We start from the raw sequence: 24,853 nt of genomic DNA on the forward strand, positions 1-24,853 counted from the left end.
CCTTCTTCGTGCCCTGACACGTCAGCGCCCAAATGGAAAATCGTCGGCCCCGGTCTCGTCGTCATTGCCGTCCCCAACGTTCCCGCCATAGTCGCGGCCTCGTGCCGATTATTCCCGAGGGCGGAGTGCTACACCCTCGCTCTAACCGGCATCGTCGGCCGCAACCGGATACTCTATAAAAATGAACCCGAGACGTGACGACGACGCACTGAACTGGGCCGGTGACGACGACCCAACGCTGCAAGACGGGAGCACCGATCGGGCGAGGCCGGCGTCTGGTGGTTTGCCCGAAGGGTGGAGCATCCCTCGGGTTTCAGCGGACTCCGAGGCCGCTGCCGACACTACGACGGAGGCTGATAACCCTGAACCGAGCGGTGCCCAGCCACCCGACAACACCCAGCCTTCCGCCTCAGCACCGAGCTCTGTTGCCCTGATCGGCATGGGCATCCTGGCCGGCATGTACCTGCTGTACACGATCGGCTGGTTCATCGGTGTCGCGCGGATCGAAAATTCCATCACCGATCCGGTCACCGAATTCATGTTCTCGCTCGGCGCCTGGCTGGCGGTAGCCGCGCCACTCGCGTGGTTCGGTGTGACCTATTGGCTCACCATGAGCCGACCGCGTGCGCGGCTGATCTGGCTGCTGATCGGCGTCGTCGTGCTCGCCCCCTTGCCCTTCATTATCGGTTCGGGAGCGGGCTCATGAGCGTCGCAGATGGCAATATCTCGGACGACACCACCGCCAGCCGTCGACGTCCACCACGGTGGGCTTTGCTGAGCATTGCAATATTCTTCGGATTGTTCTATGCCTACGACGTGTGGGAAGCCGTCGGCAACCTGGTCGGGCTGAACCTTCAGGCGCAGTCACTCGCGACCCAGCTGAGCGGCTTCGGCTGGGCCGTGCTCATCTTCGCGGTGCTGCTGCCGGTGTTGGTCTACGCCCTGGCCTATTGGCTGGGACGCAACCGGGCTTTCGGAGTGCAGGCCCTGACCCTTCTCGTGGGGCTGTGTGCGGTGGCCGCCGTGTCGCTTGACATTGCCGCTGTGTTCAGCCTGGGTCGATTGATCGTCTAGCTAAAGCACCGCGACAATGATGAGGGCCATCAATATGAGCTGCGCGATGAGCCGGGGAACCAAGGGGATCGCCACCCGCCCAAACCGCTTCGGGTGCCGCGCAGCATAGGCATTGGCCGGAAATACCGCCGCCAGAAACACCGCGAGCGCGACGGCTGCGACCACCATGGTCGGTGGATAAAGCAATCCCAGCCCGCCAGCAATCTCGCACACCCCGGTGAACAACACCAGGTTCACCGGGTTGGCCAGACCGCTCCGCCGCAGCCGCGGCGGAATCATCGCCGCCATCGTGCGCTGCACCGCCGGCTGAAAATGAGTGATCCCGGCGCCAACGAAAACCAGGGCCAGAAGCACGCGCAGAACCAGTTGGAGACCGTCTATTACGTCGCTGCTCATTCGTCTATTGTGCAGCCGGTAGGGTTGGAATCCGAGTAGCGCCCCTTGTCGCGCCACCGACAAAGCAATCTAAGGATCCGATTTTATTGTCGAAGCCCGTCGTCCTGATCGCCGAAGAACTTTCCCCCGCCACCGTCGATGCCCTCGGGCCCGACTTTGACATTCACCACGTCGACGGCACCGATCGCTCCGCCCTGTTCGCTGAGCTCGCCACGGCGCAGGCCGTCTTGGTGCGGTCCGCCACCAAAATGGATGCCGAAGCCATCAAGGCCGCGCCGCTGTTGAAGGTCATCGCCCGTGCAGGCGTCGGCCTCGACAACGTCGACATCAAGGCCGCCACCGCGGCCGGAGTCATGGTCGTCAATGCCCCCACTTCCAACATCATCTCGGCCGCCGAGCTGACCGTCGGGCACATCCTGAGCCTGGCCCGTCACATTCCGGCCGCCTCCGGCGCCCTCGCCGACGGGCAGTGGAAGCGCTCCAAGTACACCGGTGTCGAGCTCTACGAAAAGACCATCGGCATCATCGGCCTCGGCCGGATCGGCGCGCTCATCACCGCCCGCCTGCAGGCGTTCGGCACCAACGTCATCGCATACGACCCGTACATCACGTCGGCGCGTGCACAGCAGCTCGGCGTGACCCCGGTCACCCTCGACGAACTGCTCGCGCAGTCCGACTTCGTCACTATTCACATGCCGAAGACCCCCGAGACCACCGGCATGATCGGTGCAGCCCAGCTCAAGCTGATGAAGCCGACCGCGTTCGTCGTGAACGTCGCCCGCGGCGGACTCATTGACGAAGAGGCGCTGCACGAGGCCCTCCTCGCCGGCACCATCGCCGGCGCCGGCCTCGACGTGTTCGTCAGCGAACCGCCCACCGGCTCTCCGTTGCTCGGACTCGACAACATCATCACCACCCCGCACCTCGGCGCCTCGACCGACGAAGCCCAGGAAAAGGCGGGCGTCTCCGTTGCCAAGTCCGTGCGCCTCGCGCTTTCCGGCGAGCTCGTGCCCGACGCGGTCAACGTAGCCGGCGGCGTCATCGATCCGTACGTGCGCCCCGGCATCCCGCTGGTTGAAAAACTCGGCCAGGTATTCTCCGGCCTCGCCGCGCACAGCCCGCTCACCAGCGTGGACATCGAGGTGCGTGGTGAACTCGTCGAATACGACGTCAGCGTGCTCAAACTCGCCGCACTCAAGGGCATCTTCACCAACGTGGTCAGCGAAACCGTGTCCTACGTCAACGCGCCGCTGTTAGCCGAGCAGCGCGGTGTCACCGTGCGGCTGCTCACCGACGCCGAATCGCCCGAGTATCGCAATGTCATCACCCTGCGCGGCGCCCTCGCCGACGGTTCGCAGGTCTCCGTCTCTGGCACCCTCACCGGCACCAAGCAGATCGAGAAGATCGTCGAAATCAACGGCTACGACGTTGAGGTTCCGTTCGCCAAGAACCTTATTGTGATGCTCTACGCCGACCGCCCCGGAATCGTCGCCGTTTACGGCCGCGAATTCGGCGAGGCCAACATCAACATTGCAGGCATGCAGATCGCCCGCCACGTGGCCGGCGGCAAGGCGCTGAGCGTACTGACCGTCGACTCCGAGGTTCCGGCCGGGCTGCTCACCGCGGTGCGAACGGCGATCGACGCCGAGATCATGGTGGAGATCGACCTCACCGAGTAGCGCCCTTCGCCCGTGAATGGGGGCGGTAGAACGGATACGAGTGGGCGCCTGCCCGGTGGGCGCCCACTTTCTGTCCCGAGGTTCGGCTCGGAGGTATCCGGCCTGGATGACTACTTGGCGTGCGGCAGTAGCCGGCCGATCAGGGTGATCAGCCGCGTCATGGATTCGTCGGTGTGGCTCGGTGGTGTGAGTTCGTACGCGGCAAGCGACGAGTTGACGTAAAGTCCGTCGCTGATCAGCATGATCGCCTGGGCTGTATCCGGGTCATGTACGGCGTCTTCAATGACCGAGAGCCAGCGTCGACGAATCTCGCTGAGCACCTGCATGGCCCGGGGATCGCGGCCTTGGGCGAGGCGGGAACCGGCGATGTAAGCGCGGTCAAGCGGACTGCCGGTGTGCACCGAGGTGCGAATGAGGTAGTCGACGGGTCCGGCCGGGGCGGTGCGGATGTTATCGGCGTCCTCGCGCGCGAGCGCGTCGAGGCGGGCCAACAGGCCGTCGACAAGGGCGTCCTTCGAGGCGAAGTGATAGAGCAAGCCACCCTTGGACACCGCGGCTGCCGCCGCCACAGAGTCGAGTGTGGCGGAGCGTTCGCCGCCCTCGACCAGTAGCTCCTCAAAGGCGTCGAGCAGCCGATCCCGCGTGGGAGCGGACGGCGCGGGGGCATTTTTTGACATAGGGGCCATGGTAACGAACACGCAGACTGTCGGTTGGACACAAGTAACGGACTAGACAACTATACCGTCTAGCCGGTACAGTCGAAGGTGATGTTCCGCCGATAACGGTCGAAAAAAGTACACAGAAAGTGAACGAGATCGTGTCTGCCCCCGCTGGTCCCACCAATCCCACCGTGCTGCCCACCGAGGCCCGCGTCGCCGAGACTCGGGCTGTTGAGGGCAGCGGTGTTGAGGGCAGCGTGTCCCGAACCCGTGACGCCGATGACACAGCCCTCACAGTCAGCGCCGGGGCCCCCGGGGGAGCGGCATCCGCTCTGCCCGTGCGGCACGACCGTCGCCGCTGGTGGGCGCTGGCCGTGCTGATGTTGCCGGTGCTGCTCGTGTCGATCGACAACACCGTGCTGAATTTTGCGTTGCCGGCGATCTCCACGGCCACGCTGCCGACCGGTGTGCAGCTGCTCTGGATGGTCGATATCTACCCGCTCGTGCTCGCCGGGCTGCTCGTGGCCATGGGGAGCCTGGGTGACCGCATCGGGCGACGTCACTTGCTGCTCATCGGCTCTGCCGGGTTTGGCGTGGTCTCGGTGTTCGCGGCGTTCGCCCCGAGCATCGAAGGCCTGATCATTGCCCGGGCAGCGCTCGGATTCTTCGGCGCGATGCTCATGCCCTCAACCCTGTCCCTGCTGCGAAGCACCTTTGTGGACCGTGACCAACGCCGCCTCGCCATCGCCATCTGGGCTACGGGCTTCGCGGCCGGTAGCGCGCTCGGTCCGGTCATCGGTGGCATCCTGCTCGAGCACTTCGCCTGGGGATCAGTGTTCTTGATCGCCGTTCCCGTGCTGCTGCCGCTGTTCGTGCTGGCACCGATCCTGGTGACCGAATCGCGCGACCCGAACCCCGGGCGCATCGATTTTCTCAGCATCACCCTGTCGCTTGGCACCATGCTGCCGATCGTTTATGGCATCAAAACCATCGCTGAGCACGGGGCGACCTGGTTCACGTTCGCTCCGATTGCGCTCGGACTATTGCTCGGCGTGTGGTTCGTGCGTCGCCAGTTGCGCCTGCCGAACCCCATGCTCGACATGGGCCTGTTTCGGCGCGGCGCGTTCAGCGGCGCCGTCGGCGTCAACCTGCTCAGCGTCACAGCGCTCGTCGGCTGCCTGTTCTTCATCTCGCAGCACCTGCAACTCGTGCTCGGACTCTCACCGCTCTCGGCCGGCCTTGTGCTGGTGCCCGGCCTGGCCGCGATGATCGCGGCTGGACTGCTGATCGTGCCGATCGCCCGCCGGGTACGCCCGTCGCGAGTGGTGCCGGTGGCACTGCTGGTGTCGGTCGCCGGGTTCGCGTCGATCGCGTTGCGTGGCGGGCAGATTGATGCTTTCTCCATCGGCGTGGCTTTCGTGCTGCTCGGCATCGGAATCGGAGCGGCCGAGACCGTGTCGAACGAGCTGATCGTGGCCACGGCGCCGGCCGATAAAGCGGGGGCGGCATCCGCCGTGTCCGAAACCGCCTACGAGCTGGGAGCGGTGCTCGGCACAGCGGTGCTCGGCACCATTCTGACCATGTCGTATCGCGCGGCAGTGCTGTTGCCCGAAGGCCTGAGTGCGGCTGAACGGGTTGCCGCCGGCGAAACGCTTGGCGGAGCCGTGGCCGTGGCCGGGCAGCTACCCGCCGGGGTGGCGCAGCAGCTGCTCGATTCAGCTCGGCACGCTTTCGACAGCGGTGTCGGCCTCACCGCCTGGATCGGTGTTGCGCTCGTGCTCGGTGCGGCCGTCGTCGCGCTTGTCGCGCTGCGCAGGGCGCGCTAGCTATAGATCGTCGATCGAGTTCTCGCGGCGTGTGACCTGCTCGCCGTTCGCCGGGTCGGCGATGGTTCGGGTGGTGCTCACGCTGTTGCGGCGACGCGTCATCAGCACGATGCCGAGGATCGTCACGAGCACGCCGGCCGCGAGCAAAATGTAGCCGACAAGCTGCAGGTCGATTCCGGTGACGGTCACGTCGAGGGCCCACACCAGTATGGCGCCGACGACCAGCAGAAAAATTCCTAGTCCGATACTCATGATTACCCACTTTCAATTGGTAGTGCGCTTCGCTCCAGCCTAGGCACTTCGGCGAGAAAGGTAAGGTTTGACTAGAAGCAATTCAGGTGAACGTTGACCGGTTCGGAGCCGCATGTCTCGTACTATCAAACTCGCTGTCATTCCTGGAGACGGGATTGGACCGGAAGTTGTCGCCGAGGCCGTCAAGGTGCTCGGCGCTGTCACCGCCCGCGACGACGTCACGATTGACACGAGCATGTTCCACCTGGGCGCAGCGCGGTTCCTCGAAACCGGTGATGTGCTCACCGACGCCGACCTCGCATCCATCCAGGAGCACGACGCCATTCTTCTCGGCGCGGTCGGCGGCGTTCCCGGTGACCCGCGCCTGAAAGATGCCAATATCGAGCGCGGACTGCTGCTCGGCCTGCGCTTTGCCCTCGACCACTATGTCAACCTGAGGCCCTGCACGATCTACCCCGGCGTCACAAGCCCGCTCACCGCCCCCGGCGTGGTCGACTTCGTTGTTGTGCGCGAGGGCACCGAGGGCCCCTATGTCGGCAACGGGGGCGCGATCCGCCGCGGCACAGCGCAGGAGGTCGCCAACGAGGTCTCCGTGAACACCGCCTACGGGGTTGAACGCGTCGTGCGGTACGCCTTCGAAGTGGCCGAGAGCCGCGAGCGCAAGCACCTCACCCTCGTGCACAAGACCAACGTGCTCGTCTTCGCCGGCAGCTTATGGCAGCGCATCGTGAACGAGGTGGCCGTCGAGTACCCCCGCGTTGCGGTCGATTATCTGCACGTCGACGCGGCGACGATCTTCTTCGTCACGAATCCGAGTAGATTTGATGTGCTCGTCACCGACAACCTCTTTGGCGATATCCTCACCGACCTGGCAGCGGCAATCAGCGGCGGCATCGGCCTGGCAGCTTCCGGCAATATCAACCCGACGGGCCGCTTTCCCAGCATGTTCGAGCCGGTCCACGGCTCGGCTCCCGATATCGCCGGCCAACAACTCGCCGACCCGACCGCAGCCATCCTGTCGGTAGCGCTTCTGCTCGACCACCTCGGTCTACCGGATGCCGCGGCTCGCGTGAACGAGGCGGTGGCCGACGACCTATGGCGGCGCAACACGCTGGAGCGACGCAGCACCGCTGAGGTGGGAGATGCCATCGTGACCCTTTTGACAGACAAGGTACTTAAATGAGCAAGACCGCAATCCTTCCCATGATTTTCGCCCTCACGCCGTCGACGAATGCGCGCCCCGAGGCCGAGCGCGAAGAGATTCTTGCCGATCCGGGCTTCGGCAAACACTTCACCGACCACATGGTCACCATCGATTGGTCGATCGAGGCCGGTTGGCACGACGCCCGCGTCACACCCTATGGTCCGTTAATGCTCGATCCCGCCTCGTCGGTGCTGCACTACGGCCAGGAGATCTTCGAGGGCCTCAAGGCTTACCGGCACGCCGACAACTCGATCTGGACCTTCCGGCCCGAGAAGAACGCCGAGCGGCTGCAACGCTCGGCGCAGCGCCTCGCGCTGCCCGAACTCTCGACCCCGGACTTCATCGAGTCGGTCAGGCAGATGATCTCGATCGACGGCGACTGGGTGCCGTCCGCGCCCGAGACCAGCCTGTACCTGCGCCCGTTCATGATCGCCAACGAGAGCTTTCTCGGGGTGCGCGCCGCCCACAAGGTAAGTTTCTACGTGATCGCCAGCCCCGCCGGTGCCTACTTCGCCGACGGCGTGGCCCCGGTGAAGATCTGGCTGTCGACCGAGTACTCCCGCGCCGGTCGCGGTGGTACCGGCGCCGCCAAGTGCGGCGGCAACTACGCCGCCTCGCTGCTGCCCCAGATGGAGGCGTACGAGAACGGCTGCGCCCAGGTGCTCTTTCTCGACGGGGAGACCGGAACGAACGTCGATGAACTCGGCGGCATGAACGTGTTCTTCGTGCACGGCACCGACACGATTGTCACGCCTCGCCTGACCGGATCCATTCTCGAAGGCGTCACCCGCGACAGCATCATGCAGCTGGCCCGCGACCGCGGTATGACCGTGGAAGAGCGCGCGGTGACGCTGGCGGAGTGGCGCGACGGCGTCGCATCCGGTGCCATCACCGAGGTTTTCGCCTGTGGAACCGCCGCCGTCGTCACCCCGATCGGCCAGCTCAAAGCCAAGGACTTCACGATCGGCGAAGCGGATGCCCCGGCTGGCGAGGTCACCCTGTCGCTGCGTCAGGAACTCACCGACATTCAGTACGGGCGCGTGCCTGACCGGCACGGTTGGCTCACCCGCCTCGACTAAACTGAACCTTTTGAGCGGAAACGAGACACGTGAAGATCGCACGCTACAGCTACCAGGGCGCCATCGCGTTCGGTATCGTTGACGACGACGAACTGGTCGTGCTCACGAGCGACCCGATGTTCGCCGGATTCGACACGACCGGGGATCGGGTGGCCCTGGCCGACGTGAAGCTGCTCGCGCCGGTGATTCCGCGCTCGAAGATCGTCGCGGTGGTGTCTTCCGAGGCGTTCGTACTGCGGCCGAATACCGCTGTCGTCGGCCCCGGCGACGCTATTGTACTGCCCGCCGCCTCCGATCGGGTTGAGGTCGACGGCCAGCTCGCCATCATCATTGGCAAGATCGCCAAGAACGTCTCGGTGGCGGATGCCCCCGGCCGCGTTTTCGGCTACACCGTAGCGACGGTCGTCACCGCGGCCGACCTTACGGAGATGTCGGCCACCCGCGCCGGAGCTTTCGACACGTTTCTCCCGCTCGGACCGATCATTGAGACGGAGTTCGACGAGGCAGCCACGCCGTTGCGCGGATTGATCAATGATGAGGAGTTTCAGTCGGTCGATCTCGGCGACGACGATCGGATCACCGAGGAGACCGTATCTGCGCTCGTGGCATTCGCCTCGAGCGTGTTCACGCTGCTGCCCGGCGACGTGATCCTGGCCGGACCACTCGACACGCCGGCGGCCGTTGTCGACGGCGAGACGGTCACGGTGTCGATCGCTGGCATCGGAGCACTCGTGAACCCCGTGGTGCGCCCGGCCTGACGCTCTGCGCTCGGTGACGGCGTCGCCCCGGTTGAGCTGCGCGCCCTCGCCGACGAGAACTGGGTGGCCGGCGTCCGCGCCGAAGGGGTGTCGGCCCTGGCTGCCGCGCTGCGCGCGTTCGTCGCCATTTCTTCGCCGGGGCCCACCCTATGAACACAGGCCCGGTTGAGAAACCGGGCCGATTTCTTGGGCCTGGACTCGACGTGAGGCAGTAGGGCTCGCGCAACTAGAATCATGAGTAATGTCTGATACCACTGCACACCCGTTTTCTACCGCCACCGGAACCGACGTTCGCGTGCGGTTCTGCCCCTCGCCAACCGGAACGCCCCACGTGGGCCTGGTTCGCACCGCCATGTTCAACTGGGCCTACGCGCGGCACACTGGCGGAAAAATGATCTTCCGCATCGAAGACACTGACGCCGCCCGCGACAGTGAAGAGAGCTTTCTGCAGCTCGTCGAGGCCATGCGCTGGCTCAAGCTGGACTGGGACGAAGGCGTCGATGTCGGTGGGCCCCAGGCGCCGTATCGTCAAAGCGAGCGCTACGACATCTACCGCGGAGTCATCGAGCAGCTCAAAACCAGCGGTCACATCTACGAGAGCTTCGTCACCGGCGAAGAGATCGAGGCGCGGAACCGCGACCTCGGCCGCGACCCGAAAATGGGCTACGACAACTTCGAGCGTGACTTAACCTCGGAGCAGAAGGCTGCCTATCGTGCCGAGGGTCGGTCGCCGGCGCTGCGCCTGCGCGTGCCAGACACCGAGCTCTCCTTTGACGACCTCGTGCGCGGCGAGATCACGTTCCCGGCCGGCTCGTTCAGCGACTTTGTCGTGGTGCGCCCCAACGGGCATCCGCTCTACCCCTTCGTGAACCCGGTCGATGACGCGCTCATGGGCGTCACCCACGTGCTGCGCGGCGAAGACCTGCTCTCGTCGACGCCCCGTCAGATCGCGCTCTACCACGCGCTCATCGACATTGGCGTGACCACCTTCGTGCCCCGTTTCGGCCACCTGCCCTACGTCATGGGAGACAAGAACAAGAAGCTCTCCAAACGCGACGCCGAAGCAAACCTGTTTCTGCACCGCGACCACGGGTTCATTCCCGAAGGACTGCTCAACTACCTCGCGCTTCTTGGCTGGTCACTCACCCACGACCGCGATGTGTTCTCGATCGATGAGTTCACGGCCGCGTTCGATGTCGTGAACGTCAACCCCAACCCGGCCCGCTTCGACTTGAAGAAAGCTGAGTCGATCAACGGCGACCACATTCGCCAGCTTGAGGCGTCAGACTTCGCCGCCCGGCTAGTGCCCTACCTGGTGACTGCCGGAGTGCTCGGCCAGACCCCGACCGAAGCCGACCTGGCCCTGCTTGCCCAGGGAGCGCCCCTCATTCAGGAGCGCATCGCACTTCTCGGCGAAGCGCCAGCCATGCTCGGTTTTCTGTTTGTGACCGGCGCCGACCTGATCCTCGAAGCGGATGCCCTCGCCTCGCTCCCACAGAACGCCGCCGACATCCTCGGCGCGTCTCGCACCGCGCTGCACAGTATTCCTTCAGCGGAATGGACCACCGAGCGGGTGCATGAACTGCTCGCCGAAACTCTTATCGAGGGGCTGGGCCTCAAGCCGCGCGTGGCCTTCGGACCGCTGCGCGTCGCGCTATCGGGCCGTAAGATCTCGCCGCCGCTCTTTGAGTCGATGGAAATTCTCGGTCAGGCGGAAACCCTCGGCCGCCTGGATCGGGCCCTCACGGTGACGACGACGGCCTGACCCCGGGCTGGCGAGGCTTCGACTCGCCGGGGGACACCCCGGTTTGGCCTCTCCAGCCCGAGTGGGCTAGGCTACTACTCGGCCCGGTCTTCGGATTAGGCATTGGGGTATGGTGTAATTGGCAACACGGATGATTCTGGTTCATTTGTTCTTGGTTCGAGTCCAGGTACCCCAGCACTAACAGGCGCAGGATTCCGCGGCGAAATCACATATCGTCCATTCGTCTGGAGGCCGCAGTAGCCGGCTGAAAAACGCCCGTGCTCGACACTTCGGTTCTCTATGAGTTCCGCGACAGTTCCCCAGCCCGAAACCGGATGCATCTGAAGAGGCCCAGCGAGCCGTGATCGGAGCCGCGGCAGTGCGCACGACTTCTGGCCCAGACGCACGACGAAGGTCGTGAACGACGCCTTCCGCTCCGTACGAATGACATCGGCGTTCCACGCTTCCGTCCGATGACGCGTTCGCACGACAGCGGGCACTGCGGCACCCCGTGGAATCTGCCGCACCTCCTGCTCGAGCGCGGTCGACGGTGCAGCGGCACGACGACCGACTCGACGGCGAGGCCAGCGTCTTGGCGGGTGACCGACTAATAGTGAGTGAGCAACGCTAGGGGCCAACAGCTCCGAGCCCGACGAATTGAGTACCGGCTACGGATCGTCGGCGAGAGTGGGCGATGTTGATGAAGCGGATGCGCCGGGCGAGCTTTTGGCATACCCCCGTGACCGCCGCTGCGGATATGCGTCGACCGTGCCGCGGCAATGGAAGACCACGAGCGCAGCAACGACGGGTGATTCAAATGGAGCCAAGCCTGATCTGGGGTTTGATCGGACCGTCTGGGATATCCCACGAGTAGGCGACCCGGTCCATCCCGCCACAATCGCGCTCGAAGTGCATCCGCAAAGTGGCTTTGCGCAAACTGGAGCACCGTGAGATGGTTGATCGCGCAGTGTTCACCATTGTGTCCGTGCCTGCGGAATGGGGGCGTTCGGTAAGATCGCGAACACAACGCTCGTCCGTCGTCGTGCTGGGGCCTAGGCAGGACCGGTCGGTTCACAGCAGCTGGTATATTGACCAACCTTGAGGAGTCCACCATGAATGCAGCCATGCCGGTGATAGTTTTTGATGTCAATGAAACCCTCTCTGACATGTCTCCGATGGAGGATCGCTTCGTAGAAGTCGGTGCTCCTGGCTACCTGGCCCGCATTTGGTTTGCATCCGTGCTGCGGGATGGGTTCGCCCTTGCCGCGTCTGGGGGCAGCGTGAAATTTTCCGTGGCGGGCGCGGAGATCCTGCGAACTTTGTTCCGCGATGTGGCCCTGACCAGCACCATTGACGAGGCAATAAACCACGTCCTGGAAGGCCTCGGAGCATTGAAGCTGCACCCGGACGTCGCAGACGGAGTGCGAGCGCTCAAGGATGCCGGATGTCGCCTCGCAACCCTCTCCAACGGGTCCGCGCAGCTGGCCCAGAACATGCTGACCACGGCGGCGATTCGGACTGATTTCGAGGCCCTTCTCACAGTCGAGGATGCCCCGCACTGGAAACCAGTCGGTTCCGCCTACCGGTACGCGGCGGAGGTTCTCGGAGTTCGACCAGCCGACATGCTCCTGGTCGCCGTGCACCCCTGGGACATCCATGGGGCAGCCCAGGCGGGCCTGCGCACCGCCTGGCTGAACCGAACCAACGCACTGTATCCAAACTACTTTGCGACACCGGATTACACCGTTCCAAATCTTCGCGAGCTCGCCGAGCGCCTTCAGGCTTAGAGCTCTGCGCTCGGTGGGCGAATTCGACTGTGTCTGGACACGACGACGTACATCCTCCACGTTCTCGCCGAGCGGGAGAGCAGGGTATCGACGTGGATCAACACACGGCGTACATCGATCGAGAACGGGTGAGTTACGCCGCGATTTTTTTGACCTTCGGGGCGTGCCCAGCCCCGGTCGGGTAGGAAAAGCCGTCGTCGTACTCACCGCGTCGTCGTCGCGCTCAAGCCAGGATGGGGATTCTGGTTATGAACAGCACGGAATGTAGGCACAATGAACTATGGACTCAAAGCAGGAAAAGAATGCGGTCGACGATATGGTTCGCCGGCTTGAGGTCAGGTACGCCGATCTACCACCGGATCGGGTGAAAGCGGTCGTGACAGCGTGCCACGCTTCCCTCTCTGACAAACCCATCCGGGACTTCATCCCGGTGCTGGTTGAACACGCAGCCCGGTCTCAGCTGCGCGCGGAGCGGAACGCCCCTCCACGAGCGGCATAGCGTTGATTCGCTCTAGCGCGACGTCTTACCCACGTCGCGCGCCCACCTTGACTTTTGACGAGGATCGAACGTACGCCCAGAGCTGCGCGAATACCTGAGCGGCCTCCGTGCCCGGTGCGTATGTTCCGATCGGGGCGCGTTCGGTGCCCATCCGTTCGATCACGACGGTCGCGGGAACGACGAGGTCGATCACCTCTGGGTGTTCGCGCGGCAACGCCTCTGCGGTAAAGCGGTGCACAAGTTTGCGGCGGTCCACCATCGAAAGAAATGCGAACACTTTGGGCGGCCGGTCCGATGCCGCGATGATCTCGTTGACTTGGGCCAGTGAACGTAGTGAAAGCGGTGACGGTACAAGGGGGACCACGGCAAGGTCGGCCGCGTGGAGTGCGTTCTCCGCCACGAGGGACGCCCCGGGCGGGCAATCGAGAATCACGACATCGTATTGGTTCGAGACCGACTCCAGCACCTTGGCGATACGCTGCGTCGACTTTTTGGCTGAGTCGAGGAACAGGTCCAGATTTCGGTAGGTGTCATCCGCCGGGAGTACATCGAGGTTTTTGTACGCGGTCGGCCGGATGACAGCATCCACGTGGCTTTTGCCCCGAATGAGAGAATCCACGCCGCCTTTGACCTTTGCTTTGACGTTAAGGAGATACGTCGCGGCGCCCTGCGGGTCGAGGTCCCACAGCAGCACTCGGCACTCGTGGGACGCCTCCCAGGCGAGATTGACCGCTGTCGTTGTCTTACCGACCCCACCCTTGGTGCTGTATATCGCGACCGTCTTCATGACCCCATCATAGAAGTCAACCTCGCAGCGTCGTGGGCCAGCGCAGACTCGACACCGTGCCGCGTTGGAGGCGCTTATAGCGGCCAGGTACATGTGGTGATTTCAGCAGTCTACGAATCCAAGACTCTCCGTGTTCCCGGTCTGGAGCTTCGACAGAGCCGGTGAGAGACATCTTTGATCTGCAATAAGCTGATAATTGCCATCAATTTCTCATGAAATACACAGGTGATGTTCACCCTATGTCGGCAAATGTCAATCTTGGGGCGATCACGACATTCATGTCGCTTGAAAACACGCCGCCGACCACGCCACCGAATCCATTTCAGGCGGGATCGATACCGACTGCACCAGACCAGCCCATAGTGAATTCAGCGTCTGCGCAGCCCGGACACGCGCGGGCCAACCCGTATGTTGATCAGGCCGGGCAGCCGCTCGGGCAGCCGCTCGCTCAGCGGCCGAGCGGGCCGAACGCGTTTTCCACGATCGCGCCCACCGCGTGGCGGGGAGCCGTCGCATCCGCTGGAATCGGGTACGGGGCAGCGTTTGTTGTCGCGCTCCTGACCGTTGCCCTGACCGGGCTTCTCAGCGGCTGGGAAATGTTCCGTGCTGGCCGCGGTGCTCCCAGTGCAGCTCCACGATCTGCAGTGGGACATTCCCGTCGGCTCAACTTCCGCGGCATCCGTCGGTTCGTTCTTCGGCGCGCTCATCCTTGGATTCGCCGTCTCCTACGTGGCCCGGCTGCAGGCCACGGACGGATGGGCGCGTCTTCTCGTTCGCGCAACCTGGCTACCGGGGGGCACCGCGCGCATCGCGGGCCTGCACCTCGGCGCGTTCATCGCCGTGCTAGCGGTCGTGCTCGCTATTCTGACCCCGCTGTCCGCGGCCGACGAATATGTCGGAGTGCTTCCCATATTTTTGCTTACCCTCGCCATCAACGCTGTCGTGATCGGCATGTTGGGCGCCTTCTCCGCCGATCTCGGCGACCTGGATCGGGTGCTGGCCAACCTGGGCGGCGCATCCAACGAGCAGGCACAGCAAAACCTCACCGTATTCAGCGACGGAATCACCGGCTATATCTGGCTCATCGTGCTGCTCGCCCTGATTCTGGCGGTCGTCGCCTCGCTACTGCTGGCCGTTCGTCGCAATCGAGTGCGCCCGGCGCCGTTATCGTGGCTGGCCACCATCGCTACGTACATGGTCTTCGGTTTAGTGCTGCAGCTTCTTGGCAACGCTCTATTCACGGCGTCGATAACTGCACCCGAGAATGCCTCGACGTCGGGAATGTTCGGACCCGCTGCGTGGACCTTTCTGATCTTCGCAATCTGGGGTGCTGCTATCGAGGCACTGACGCGCTTTGTCGCACCGGTTATCTTGGCCTATGCGACGCCTGGGGTAATCGGCGCCCTCGTCAAGCTATCGGGTCAGGAACGCCAGTTGCCCGTTGTGCCGACGGCACCGCTCATGCCGGTTGGCACCGTCGCAGCCGGCCTGGCCGTTCCTGCGGCAGGGACGGTTTACACCGTCGATCCCGCCACTGCCTATCCGGTTACTGCCTATCCGGTTGCTGCCTATCCCGTCACTGCCGATCTCACCGCGGCCGGCCAACCGGGTGTGACACCCCTTCCGTTCGCAGCCAGGACCTTGTCTCCGGCCACCGCGAAGCGAGTGAAGATCGGCGCCATCGTCGTCGGTGCCGCTGCGTTGCTCATTATCGCGGCAAGTGTGGCTGGCGGTATCGTGCGTTCCTCGGTCTTTGGCCCGCAGAATGTTGCGAACGCCTACCTCGACGCGTTGGAAAAGGGCAACGCCACGACGGCTCTGAAACTGCTCGGGTCCTCAGCGGATGCCGGTGACGGCATGCTCTCCAACGACATTTTCGGGCTGGCAACGGATCGCATCGAAGACGCTGCTATTTCAGATGTCACCATCACCGAGAATGTCGCCCAGATCGAGGTGCACTTTAAACAGGGCGGCGTTTCTGATTCTTCCGTGCTGAAGCTCACCCGCACGAGCACCGACTGGCTGATTGCCGATAACTGGTCCATTCTGAACGCCGAGCCTGGCCAGATCGACGTCTACACACCGGCCGGACTGGATGATGTGTCGCTCGAGGCGAACGGTATGTCAGTCGGTACAACGAAGAACGACGGGCTGACCCTTCCGGCCTTTCCCGGCACCTACGAAGTGACCATTCCAGCCACGGACTACTTCGAAGAATCATCGGTGACCTATGTCGTGAGCGGGCTGCTCGGGGGGTATGGAGAGTTCGAATCGAGCGATGACGCGATTACGGCCACCCCAACGGCGAAGTACGAAGCCGCTGCCCTGGCAGCCGTGAACACGCTCATCACGACCTGCCTTGCCGCAGGAGATGCCGCATCTGACGACTGCCCGAACATGGGGTACATCTCTTCGTACTACTCCAACGTGGTTTACACCCTCGTTACAGCGCCGGACCTCACCGTGGATTTGTCGTACCAGGATGGTGGCTTGACGGTCTCCACCGACACTTACGGTGTCGTGACTATGGAGTACGACGTGAACTACGGTTTTTCTACCGAGGTCCGCCATGAGACCACTGAGAATTACCTCACGATCACTGCTGAAGTCAACGTCGTCGACGGCAAGGTCGTGGTGACCTCGATCTACTAACCGGGCATCAGGGCATTCGACGTTCGGGTTCGGCTTGCGCCGAACCCGAACTTTTTTGTCCGCGGCGGGCATTTTCGACCACCCCCAATCAGGGGACATATGAGGGTGTCTCATGATATAGATTTAATTCAAGCGAATTCCCGGTCGGCTCGCAGCATTCAAGCGCGGCGAACAAGCCGACCGCGTGTTGCTAGACCGAACTGCAAGCTGATTCACTGCACTAATCGCACCTGGCGAAGCGATAGATCACAGAGGGCGTGACCGACATGACAAAACCCCGCAGTGAGGACGACTCCCGAACGTCAAGTCACGACGGAATGAGCGCTGAAGAGCCGACTCTGACCAGCGACGACTATTCGGATGCGCAGAAGGATGTCGCCGACAAGAACATGCTGGAACAAACGGTGAGCCTGCAGCATGCCATCTTCAACAGCGCTAATTTTGCGTGCGTCGCTACCGACGCCAAGGGAGTCATCCAAATCTTCAACGTGGGCGCGCAACGCATGCTCGGTTACGCGCCCGAAGACATAGTGAACACGGGCGTGCCGGGAGACATGCACGACCCAGACGAGATCATCGCTCGTGCTGCGCAGTTGAGCGCCGAATTCAGCACCACCATCCAACCTGGCTTTGAAGCCTTGGTCTATAAGGCCAGCCGGGGAATCGAAGATATCTATGAGCTGACAACGATTCGAGAAGATGGCAGTCGCTTTCCGACCACGGTGTCGGTTACCGCGTTACGTGACGGCGACGCGGAGATCATCGGATATCTGTTGATCAGTACCGACGACACAGCGCGCAACCAGGCATCGATGGCCCAATCTCTCCTTGACCAACGACTGCGCGATCAACAGTTCTACACTCGGTCGCTCATCGAATCGAATATCGACGCGCTTATGATGACCGACACCAGGGGGGTTATCTCTGACGTGAACCAGCAGATGATCAAGCTCACTGGGCGCACCAGGGACGAACTCATCGGAGCCCCGTGCCGCAATTTCTTCACGGATCCGTGTCGGGCGGACGCGGCCATCAAACGTGCTCTAACCGAGAGCAAGGTGAGCGATTACGAACTGACGGTGCGCTCCATAGACGGCGATGAGACTGATGTGTCGTACAACGCCGCGACGTTCTACGACCGGGACCGAGTGGTGCAGGGTGTTTTTGCGTCGGCCCGTGATGTGACAGAGCGCAAGCGCTTCGAGCGAGCGCTGCAGAAAACGAACATCGAGTTGGAACACGCCAGCCGCATGAAAACGGAGTTCCTGGCAACGATGTCTCACGAACTGCGCACTCCCTTGAACGCCATCATCGGCTTTTCGGAGGCTCTCAAGGACGGACTCATCGGAGAGATCACCGCAACTCAGCGTGAGTACATCGGAGACATTTATTCCAGCGGACACCACCTTCTGTCGCTGATCAATGACATCCTCGATTTGTCCAAAGTCGAAGCGGGGGTAATGGATATTGAGCTGGAATCGGTCGATGTGCAGTCGCTGTTGGAGCAAAGCCTGTTGATCGTGCGAGAAGACGCTCTGGTTCATGGACTGCACCTGGTATTCGACGGGGCGGAGGATCTAGGGATGCCATTGCTCGACCGACGCAAAACCAAGCAAATCGTCTACAACCTGCTGTCCAACGCCGTCAAGTTCACGCCTGACCTTGGTGCGGTCACACTCACAGCGAGAAGGGTGCCGCGCAGCGTGGCGGGTAAAATCGCCGGTACCCGACCGGTGCATGATTTTCCGCTTCCCAAGAGTGACGTCGATGATTTTCTGGAAATTCGCGTCGACGATACGGGCATGGGCATCTCACGTGAAGATCTGTCCAAACTCTTTCTCGCTTTCAGCCAGATCGATAGCACCCTGGCGCGCAAGTTCGGAGGGACCGGACTCGGCCTCGCCACGGTCAAGCAGATGGTGGAGTTGCAGGGAGGCACGGTTGCTGTAGCCAGCGAGACCGGCGAGGGATCCAGTTTTGCCATCTGGCTTCCCCTGGGCGCGACCGATGACCAGGCGCCGGCTTGGCCAAGCGGGGAGCAGAAAAAAACGAGTTCCAACGGAATGTCGGAAGCATCGGAAACGTCGGAACCGGCTGCCGGCCCGGACGTCCAGTCCATAGCTTCGGCGTACCGCGACCCCGGTGGCACGGTGAGTGCGGGGGGAAACGAAAGGTTACCTACTGTCGGCGAATTGGTGGAAGCGGCGCCGGAAGGGGCCCTCCACGTTGAAGACGGCGAAAACGAGGGCGACGAGGTCGCGTCCACGGGGCGGCTCACAAGCGACTCTGCGGTCGAATCCCCGGATATGCCCACAGAGACTCTTCCCGCTGTGGCCGAGAGCCTTCAGCAAGTGCGCGCGGGCGAGGCGCATACCGACACGCACGTTGTTCTCGTTATCGAGGACGACGCCAAGGGGGCCGAGGTTCTTCGGCTTTTGTTGGAGGCCGAAAAGTTTCGGGTGATCATCGCAAGGAGCGGTGAAGAGGGGTTGGACCTGGCCCCGAAACAGCGTCTGAGTCTCATAACCCTCGACATTCGACTGCCGGGAATGGACGGTTGGGGTTTTTTGATTCGCCTTCACGAGTTCTCGGATCTTGCCGCCGTTCCGATTGTGATCATTGCGGGCGACACCGATGTGAGCCTGGCCTTGACGCACGGCGCGGCCGCCGTACTGGAGAAGCCGATCAGCCGACAGGCGCTGCAGGAGTCGTTGAAAGCGCTCGGCCTCAGCCCTGACGCCCGGCGCACCCGATGCGTTCTGGTTGCCGACGACGACCCCGAAACTGTCGATGTGATCGCACGCTTTCTAACCCGCCCGGATTATGTAGTTGAGCGCGCGTTCACAAAAGACGCGGCCATCGAGATGGCGCAACGTTTGCATCCTGACCTGGTGTTGCTCAATCTCATGATGGAAGGGTTTAGCGGCTACGAGGTTGTGTTGGCGTTGCAGAGCGATGAGAGTACCGAACATATCCCCGTGTTGATCGTGTCTGGCAAGCCACTCACCAAGCGGGAATCGGCGGCGGTCGACAGCGATCCGAGCCAGCCGGTGCGCGTGCTCGGCACGGAGAACTTCAACCGAACGTCCTTCATCGCCGAGGTAAAACGCGCTTTGCAGTCGGGCGAACTTCGCGACGACCCGACTGGTAGGTAGCGACGTGGCCAGAATTCTCATTATTGAAGACAACCACATCAACATGAAGCTCGCGGCGCTGCTGGTGCGCCGGGCTGGCCACTCGACGTTTGAGGCCGTCGATGCTGAGAGCGGTTTGTTGCTCGCTCGGGTTGAACTGCCAGATCTGATTCTGATGGATATCCAGCTACCGGGAATGGACGGGTTCGCCGCTACTGCTCTGCTGAAGAGCGATCCCGTCACCGCCGAAATTCCGGTGATCGCCCTGACAGCGATGGCCATGTCTCGGGATCAGGACCGGGCGCGTCAGGCTGCTTGTGACGCTTACATCACTAAGCCGCTGCACTATCAGGAACTTCAGGACGCGATCAACTGGCTTTTGCCGCGGGCTGACGATGAGGACGCGTCTGAGGAAATACCTTCAATAATAGGCCTCGTTTCGAGGCCAAAGGAGTCGTCTTCCGGCTTCTCGGCGCGAGACTGGTCAACAGTTGAGGATTTTCCCGCAGGGACACGATCGACGACACTTCGCGCCCCGGATGCCACTCGTATTCTTGTGGCTGGAGGTAATCCGACCAATCAAAAACTTATTTTGTGGCAGCTGAATCTGCTCGGATACGAGGCTGACCTGAGGGATAACGGCGCTCTAGCCCTCGCACTGTGGACAGCGGGAGATTACCACCTGGTGATCACTGACCTCCAAATGCCACAGATGAACGGTTTCGAATTGGCCACGGCCATTCGAGCGGCAGAGGGGCCGGATGTACATGTGCCGATCCTGGCTATGACAGCCAGCGCGGTGCGCGGCGATGCCGACCACACCCGCGCGGTCGGGATGAACGATTACCTCATACGCCCGCTGCACCTAGCCAAGCTGCGGGTGGCTCTATTGAAGTGGTTGCCCCGGGAATCCGACCACGAGCAGTGACCCCTGCATCGGGCCGCACCGCCAGGCTGGGCAGGACCAGCGTGCGGCGGTGCAGCGGTGCGGCGGAGCAGCTCGACGGTTCGGTTGAGCGACTCGGCCAGGGTAAGAGCCACTTGTCGGTCAGCCGTGCTCGGGCTGGCCTCGGCTTCGAACTCAGGTTCAGCGTCTGTTGCAGACGCGCCCCGGCAGGCCTGAGCGGGAATCGATTGCATGGCCATGAAACGTGCGACGCCCACCATGGCATGCGTGAGCAGTTCGGCCTGCCCGTGTCAAAAAGCCCGGACAACATCATTCTCGGCTCATCGATGGTGGGCGATTCAGTACCGATGATGGCAGCGTTCTTAGTGTTGAAATAGTTGAAGAAGATGCGCTGGGAAATGCCACTCCGGCTGCAGATCATATCCACGGTGACGTTGTCGAAACCGTGTTCCAGAACGAGGCTGACGGCACTTTGTTCCACTCGCAGCTTCGTCTCATGATGCTTGCCTTCACGAGTTCGCGAGCGCAGGACCACCTGGGTGCGTGGCGTGGGGGTGTCGGTCATGCCTCGTCCCGTTGCTTGGTATGGCGTTACTCGTACCGCAGGGACTCGATCGGGTTCTGCTTTGCCGCCCGCTGAGCCGGCAGGGTGCCGGAGAGGAAGGCGATCGCCATGACCAGCAAAATGACGAAGGCCACAGATGCCGGCTCAAACAAGAGAATGTTCAATCCCGGCAACCCCGAGAGCAGCCCCTGCGACAGGACGGCGCTCAAGGCGGAGCCGAGCCCGATCGCCACACCGGCACCGATGGCGCTGCCGAGGAATCCGATGACGACCGCTTCGAGGCTGAACAGGGTGTAGACCTTGCCGCCGCTCATGCCCATGGCCTTCATCAGGCCGATCTCACGGGTGCGCTCCTGCACGCTCATCAGCAGGGTGTTGATAATTCCGAATGCCGCCGCGATCAAGGCAATGACGGCGAAAGCGTTGAGCACCCCCACGATGCCGTTGATCACCGTCTGCACGGCGCCCAGCTGGTCTGCGATGGTGCGCGCGGCGTAGTTCTGCGTGGCGAGGTCAGCCTTGAGGGCGGTGACAGCATCCGCTGACAGGGTTGTGTCGAAGTGAGCCACGGCCACGCCGTAACTCGTGACGGCGGTGGCGATGCCGCCGGACTGCGCGTCGGCCAGCTCGGCTATCAGCGCGTCGTTGGCTCCGGCGCCCGCAGCAAGCAGGCTCTCGAGCGATACGCCGACGACGGTGGCCTGCACGGTGTGCTTCGCGCCGAGAATGTCGGTGATGCCAATCGACACGGATGCCCCCACCGCGTCGTCCGCCGACGCGAACCCGAGCGGGGTCACGAAGGTGTCAGGCAGCACGAGTTGAGCGTTACTGGCGCCGCCGTCGAGTTGCGCACCAGCAGTAAGGTTGGCCGTGGTGACGGCGGAGGTGGCGTTGATGCTGAACTCGTACTGCGAACCAGTGCCGTACTCAATGTAGTCGGGCTGAACAGCGCGGATCGGATCGACCGACACAATGCCCGCGGTCTCGCCAATCTTGGTGAGGTCGGAGTCTGTCAGCGCCTTGGTTGTCGTGCCGGGCGGACCCTGTTGACTGGAGACAGACGCTGAACTCTTCGGGTCGTACTTGACTGGGCCGTCGCCGGCCGTCGTGGCGTCAGTCGCTTGCGTGATGATGAACACGTCGGGGGAGCCAAGGGCGCCCACCTGAGCGTCGACATACTGGCTGACGCCGGCGCCGACGGCGTTGGTGAGTGTGAGAGTGAAAGCTCCGACGAAGATGGCCAGAACGGTCAGCGTCGTGCGAAGCTTGCTGCGAAAAGTGTTGGAGATCGCGGTGGTGACGAGGTCTTTGGCCCTCATGCTGCGCCTCCGGCGGTGGTCAGTGCTTCGGGGGTGTGCAGCGCGTGCGCCCCGGTGTGCGTCGGACCGGCGTGAGATACGACCAGTCCGTCGCGAATATAGATCTGGCGGTCACATCGAGCGGCGAGTTCCTCGTCGTGGGTGACGATGACGAGCGTGATGCCCTGGCTGCGATTGAGCTCGAACAGGATGTCTTCGACCACGGCACCGGTGGCGGTGTCAAGGTTTCCGGTGGGTTCGTCGGCGAAGATCACCCGCGGTGCATTCACCAGGGCGCGACCGATCACGACGCGCTGCTTTTGCCCGCCCGACAGGGTCGTGGCCTTGTTACCGGCTTTGTCGGCCAGTTCGAGCTGCTCGAGAACCTCCATGCCGCGGCGGCGACGTTCCTTGACGCCCATGCCGGCGATCTTGAGCGGCAGAATGACGTTGTCGAGCACGCTCACGTTGGGGGTGAGGAAGAACTGCTGAAAGACGAAACCGAACTCTTTATTGCGCAGCTCGTTGACCGCGCGCTTGGAAAGCGACTTGGCGTCTGTGCCGGCAACCTGCAGCGATCCCTTATCGGGCTCGTCGAGCAGGGCGAGCAGGTGCATGAGGGTCGACTTGCCGGACCCGCTCTTTCCGACGATCGCCACGGTCTCCCCGGGCGCGATCTGAACGGATACCCCTTTCAGCGCGTCGAACCGGCTTGTACCCGAGCCATAGGATTTTTCCAGGCCTTGTGCATCAATTACCCACTCGGAGTCCATCGCGCATCCCTCGCTCCTGGTGACCTCACAGGTCACATATGCAGTTAATGCACTCTAAATTGCAGTTACTGCACGTTTACTGACAGCGGGCCGTTTCCACGAGGATGCTGCGCCCCTGGTCGGTCTACAGGTCAAGACTGTCGCCCGGTTCGAGGGGAAAGAACTCACCACCGCTGAGTTGGGTGACATCCTGGAATCTCGCATTGGACAGGTCTTTCCCCGCGCGAGAGAGCAGCATCTCATGGGTGGGAAAGCTGCGCTTGGGCTTGATCGCGAAAATGTAGTCCATCGCCTCGCTGATTTTCATCCACGGTGCCGCGGCCGGAACGGCGAGCGTGCCGACCTCGACCCCCTCGGGAATGGTGAAAGCGTCGCCGGCGTAGTAGAGCTCCTCATTGACGAGAACTCCGACGTTGTCGATAACCGGGATCGATTCATGGATCACCGCGTGGGTGGTTCCGAAGAAACGCAGGGTGAACGGGGCGACTTCGATCACGTCACCGGCCTGCACCGTCGTGACTTCGAGATCAGCGTTGAAGGCGGCAATGGCGCGCGTAACGCCGGCCGGCGCGAAGATGCGCAGTTCGGAGTTCATTTCGATGATGCGGCCGAGTTGTTCCGGGGTCCAGTGGTCGGCGTGTTCGTGGGTGATGACTACGGCCACGGTGCCGGCCGTGTGCGAAAGTGCAGTGGTGAACGAACCTGGGTCGATGTAGAGCTTCTTGCCGGTGAGTTCGATGATCAGGGCAGCATGCTCCAGCTTGGTCAGTTTCATGCCCTGAGCTAACCCCGATTCGAGTCGTGGCGCAACAGTATCCACTTTCTTGAGTGATCGGCAGCCGTTACGGCGCGCCGCGTGCGCTCAGTTTGGAAGAGCACTCCTTCATGTGGCATACTCGGAAAGTTGCAAAAACGGCCCCATCGTTTAGCGGCCTAGGACATCGCCCTCTCACGGCGGTAACGCGGGTTCGAATCCCGCTGGGGTCACCATTGCCCGGTCGCCTATTCTTCACAGGTGCCGGGCCTTTCTGGTTCACGGCGTCAGTGCTCCTGTATAGGCTCGTAGGCATGGCCACAGTCATTCTTGTGCGGCACGGTCGCACCACAGCAAATGCCACCGGTATGTTAGCCGGACGAACCCCAGGGGTCGGGCTCGACCAAGTGGGGCGTGAGCAAGCCGCCCGCACCGGGGAGCGGCTTGCTGCGGTTCCACTGGTTGGTTTAGTCTCGAGTCCGCTGGAACGATGCCAGCAGACCTCGGCCCTGATCCTGCAGCATCAGACGGGTTCCCCGGTGACGACCGAGGATGCGGACATCACGGAGTGCGATTACGGGCAGTGGCAAGGCCGATCGCTCACCGAGCTTGCCCTGGAGAAACTGTGGCCGGTCGTGCAGGCGCAACCGTCGGCCGTCGTCTTTCCCGGCGGAGAATCGATGGCGACCATGCAAGCCCGGTCGGTCGCCGCCATTCGGCGCCACGACGCACGGATCGAGGCGGAATTCGGGCCGGACGCCGTGTGGGTGGCGGTTAGCCACGGCGACATCATCAAGTCGATTCTGGCCGATGCGCTCGGCATGCACCTGGACCTGTTTCAGCGCATTTCTGTCGGTCCGGCCTCGGTGTCGATCGTGCGCTACGGTCCCCATCGTCCGAACGTGTTTGCCACCAATACCGACTCCGGAGACCTGTCCTGGCTGCGCTCAAGTGCCCAGGGGGCCGACGCGCCGGTGGGCGGTGGGTCCGGCCACGCTGCGCCACAGGCCGTGCGCTCATAAAATG

Annotated in this window: 22 protein-coding genes and 2 tRNA genes; 16 read left to right on the forward strand and 8 right to left on the reverse strand. The window is 62.6% G+C overall.

From position 1 onward, the window contains the following. Positions 1–181: 181 nt before the first annotated feature. Together E3T38_RS12220 and E3T38_RS12225 are read left to right on the forward strand one after the other, a co-directional pair. Positions 182–706, forward strand: coding sequence for a hypothetical protein (locus tag E3T38_RS12220; protein ID WP_134548429.1), 525 nt, complete (start codon positions 182–184; stop codon positions 704–706). Continuing rightward, the gene (locus E3T38_RS12225; RefSeq protein ID WP_134548430.1) at positions 703–1,074 is read left to right on the forward strand and encodes a hypothetical protein; all 372 of its coding nucleotides are present in this window, start codon (positions 703–705) and stop codon (positions 1,072–1,074) included. Before E3T38_RS12220 ends, E3T38_RS12225 begins: the two co-directional genes overlap by 4 nt. Here the strand turns inward: E3T38_RS12225 and E3T38_RS12230 are convergent, their stop codons facing one another. Continuing rightward, the gene (locus E3T38_RS12230; protein WP_134548431.1) at positions 1,075–1,470 is read right to left on the reverse strand and encodes a DoxX family membrane protein; all 396 of its coding nucleotides are present in this window, start codon (positions 1,468–1,470) and stop codon (positions 1,075–1,077) included. An 86-nt stretch (positions 1,471–1,556) separates the two neighbouring features. Between E3T38_RS12230 and serA the strand changes: the two genes are divergently transcribed. Then, positions 1,557–3,149, forward strand: a complete 1,593-nt coding sequence (serA, locus tag E3T38_RS12235) for a phosphoglycerate dehydrogenase (RefSeq protein WP_104200968.1) — start codon at positions 1,557–1,559, stop codon at positions 3,147–3,149. Positions 3,150–3,259: 110 nt separating this feature from the next. Here the strand turns inward: serA and E3T38_RS17360 are convergent, their stop codons facing one another. Next, positions 3,260–3,826 (reverse strand): TetR/AcrR family transcriptional regulator, encoded by a 567-nt coding sequence (locus E3T38_RS17360; RefSeq protein ID WP_134548432.1) that lies wholly within the window; start codon positions 3,824–3,826, stop codon positions 3,260–3,262. A gap of 320 nt (positions 3,827–4,146) precedes the next feature. Here E3T38_RS17360 and E3T38_RS12245 point away from each other — a divergent pair, with 320 nt between their 5' ends. Next, positions 4,147–5,634: an MFS transporter gene (locus tag E3T38_RS12245; RefSeq protein WP_241984469.1), complete on the forward strand. Its 1,488-nt coding sequence runs from the start codon at positions 4,147–4,149 to the stop codon at positions 5,632–5,634. Here E3T38_RS12245 and E3T38_RS12250 read toward each other — a convergent pair whose 3' ends face one another. Next, positions 5,635–5,886, reverse strand: coding sequence for a DUF6458 family protein (locus tag E3T38_RS12250; RefSeq protein WP_104128277.1), 252 nt, complete (start codon positions 5,884–5,886; stop codon positions 5,635–5,637). 112 nt (positions 5,887–5,998) lie between these two features. On the opposite strand from E3T38_RS12250, the gene E3T38_RS12255 reads away from it, so the two are divergent. From E3T38_RS12255 to E3T38_RS17535, 7 genes are all read left to right on the forward strand, one after another. Then, positions 5,999–7,069 (forward strand): 3-isopropylmalate dehydrogenase, encoded by a 1,071-nt coding sequence (locus E3T38_RS12255; RefSeq protein ID WP_104128278.1) that lies wholly within the window; start codon positions 5,999–6,001, stop codon positions 7,067–7,069. After that, entirely contained in the window at positions 7,066–8,169 is a 1,104-nt protein-coding gene (locus tag E3T38_RS12260; RefSeq protein WP_166805509.1) for a branched-chain amino acid aminotransferase, read from the forward strand. Before E3T38_RS12255 ends, E3T38_RS12260 begins: the two co-directional genes overlap by 4 nt. 29 nt (positions 8,170–8,198) lie before the next feature. Next, the gene (locus E3T38_RS12265; RefSeq protein WP_134548433.1) at positions 8,199–8,927 is read left to right on the forward strand and encodes a fumarylacetoacetate hydrolase family protein; all 729 of its coding nucleotides are present in this window, start codon (positions 8,199–8,201) and stop codon (positions 8,925–8,927) included. Between the two features lie 241 nt (positions 8,928–9,168). After that, positions 9,169–10,692 carry a glutamate--tRNA ligase gene (gene gltX / locus E3T38_RS12270; RefSeq protein ID WP_134548434.1) on the forward strand — a complete coding sequence of 508 codons (1,524 nt, stop codon included), beginning with the start codon at positions 9,169–9,171 and terminating at the stop codon, positions 10,690–10,692. Between the two features lie 103 nt (positions 10,693–10,795). After that, positions 10,796–10,867 (forward strand) — tRNA-Gln (locus E3T38_RS12275). Between the two features lie 916 nt (positions 10,868–11,783). Next, positions 11,784–12,458: a haloacid dehalogenase type II gene (locus E3T38_RS12280; RefSeq protein ID WP_134548435.1), complete on the forward strand. Its 675-nt coding sequence runs from the start codon at positions 11,784–11,786 to the stop codon at positions 12,456–12,458. A gap of 280 nt (positions 12,459–12,738) precedes the next feature. Beyond that, positions 12,739–12,957, forward strand: coding sequence for a three-helix bundle dimerization domain-containing protein (locus E3T38_RS17535; protein WP_370449029.1), 219 nt, complete (start codon positions 12,739–12,741; stop codon positions 12,955–12,957). A 25-nt stretch (positions 12,958–12,982) separates the two neighbouring features. On the opposite strand, the gene E3T38_RS12285 is transcribed toward E3T38_RS17535, so the two are convergent. Then, positions 12,983–13,744, reverse strand: coding sequence for a ParA family protein (locus tag E3T38_RS12285; RefSeq protein WP_134548436.1), 762 nt, complete (start codon positions 13,742–13,744; stop codon positions 12,983–12,985). 624 nt (positions 13,745–14,368) lie between these two features. On the opposite strand from E3T38_RS12285, the gene E3T38_RS12290 reads away from it, so the two are divergent. The 3 genes from E3T38_RS12290 (at position 14,369) to E3T38_RS16770 (ending at position 20,458) form a co-directional block, all read left to right on the forward strand. Next, positions 14,369–16,396, forward strand: a complete 2,028-nt coding sequence (locus E3T38_RS12290; protein WP_134548437.1) for a hypothetical protein — start codon at positions 14,369–14,371, stop codon at positions 16,394–16,396. Between the two features lie 317 nt (positions 16,397–16,713). Beyond that, positions 16,714–19,551 carry a response regulator gene (locus tag E3T38_RS12295; protein ID WP_134548438.1) on the forward strand — a complete coding sequence of 946 codons (2,838 nt, stop codon included), beginning with the start codon at positions 16,714–16,716 and terminating at the stop codon, positions 19,549–19,551. Between the two features lie 4 nt (positions 19,552–19,555). Further along, positions 19,556–20,458 carry a response regulator gene (locus E3T38_RS16770; RefSeq protein ID WP_166805510.1) on the forward strand — a complete coding sequence of 301 codons (903 nt, stop codon included), beginning with the start codon at positions 19,556–19,558 and terminating at the stop codon, positions 20,456–20,458. On the opposite strand, the gene E3T38_RS17540 is transcribed toward E3T38_RS16770, so the two are convergent. The 4 genes from E3T38_RS17540 to E3T38_RS12320 form a co-directional block, all read right to left on the reverse strand. Next, a complete protein-coding gene (locus E3T38_RS17540; RefSeq protein WP_134548439.1) occupies positions 20,379–21,002 on the reverse strand; it encodes a TetR/AcrR family transcriptional regulator in 624 nt (207 codons plus the stop codon). The genes E3T38_RS16770 and E3T38_RS17540 overlap by 80 nt on opposite strands. A gap of 26 nt (positions 21,003–21,028) precedes the next feature. After that, positions 21,029–22,321, reverse strand: a complete 1,293-nt coding sequence (locus E3T38_RS12310; RefSeq protein WP_134548440.1) for an ABC transporter permease — start codon at positions 22,319–22,321, stop codon at positions 21,029–21,031. Further along, complete coding sequence (locus E3T38_RS12315; RefSeq protein ID WP_134548441.1) at positions 22,318–23,073, reverse strand: ABC transporter ATP-binding protein; 756 nt, start codon at positions 23,071–23,073, stop codon at positions 22,318–22,320. The genes E3T38_RS12310 and E3T38_RS12315 overlap by 4 nt, the downstream gene beginning before the upstream one ends. A 124-nt stretch (positions 23,074–23,197) precedes the next feature. After that, entirely contained in the window at positions 23,198–23,848 is a 651-nt protein-coding gene (locus E3T38_RS12320; protein WP_134548442.1) for an MBL fold metallo-hydrolase, read from the reverse strand. 139 nt (positions 23,849–23,987) lie between these two features. Between E3T38_RS12320 and E3T38_RS12325 the strand changes: the two genes are divergently transcribed. Together E3T38_RS12325 and E3T38_RS12330 are read left to right on the forward strand one after the other, a co-directional pair. Further along, a tRNA-Glu gene (locus E3T38_RS12325) sits at positions 23,988–24,063 on the forward strand. Positions 24,064–24,141: 78 nt separating this feature from the next. Further along, positions 24,142–24,849: a histidine phosphatase family protein gene (locus E3T38_RS12330; RefSeq protein ID WP_134548443.1), complete on the forward strand. Its 708-nt coding sequence runs from the start codon at positions 24,142–24,144 to the stop codon at positions 24,847–24,849. Positions 24,850–24,853: the final 4 nt, after the last annotated feature.

It is taken from the genome of Cryobacterium sp. Hb1, assembly GCF_004403585.1.
Taxonomy (GTDB): Bacteria; Actinomycetota; Actinomycetes; order Actinomycetales; family Microbacteriaceae; genus Cryobacterium; species Cryobacterium lyxosi.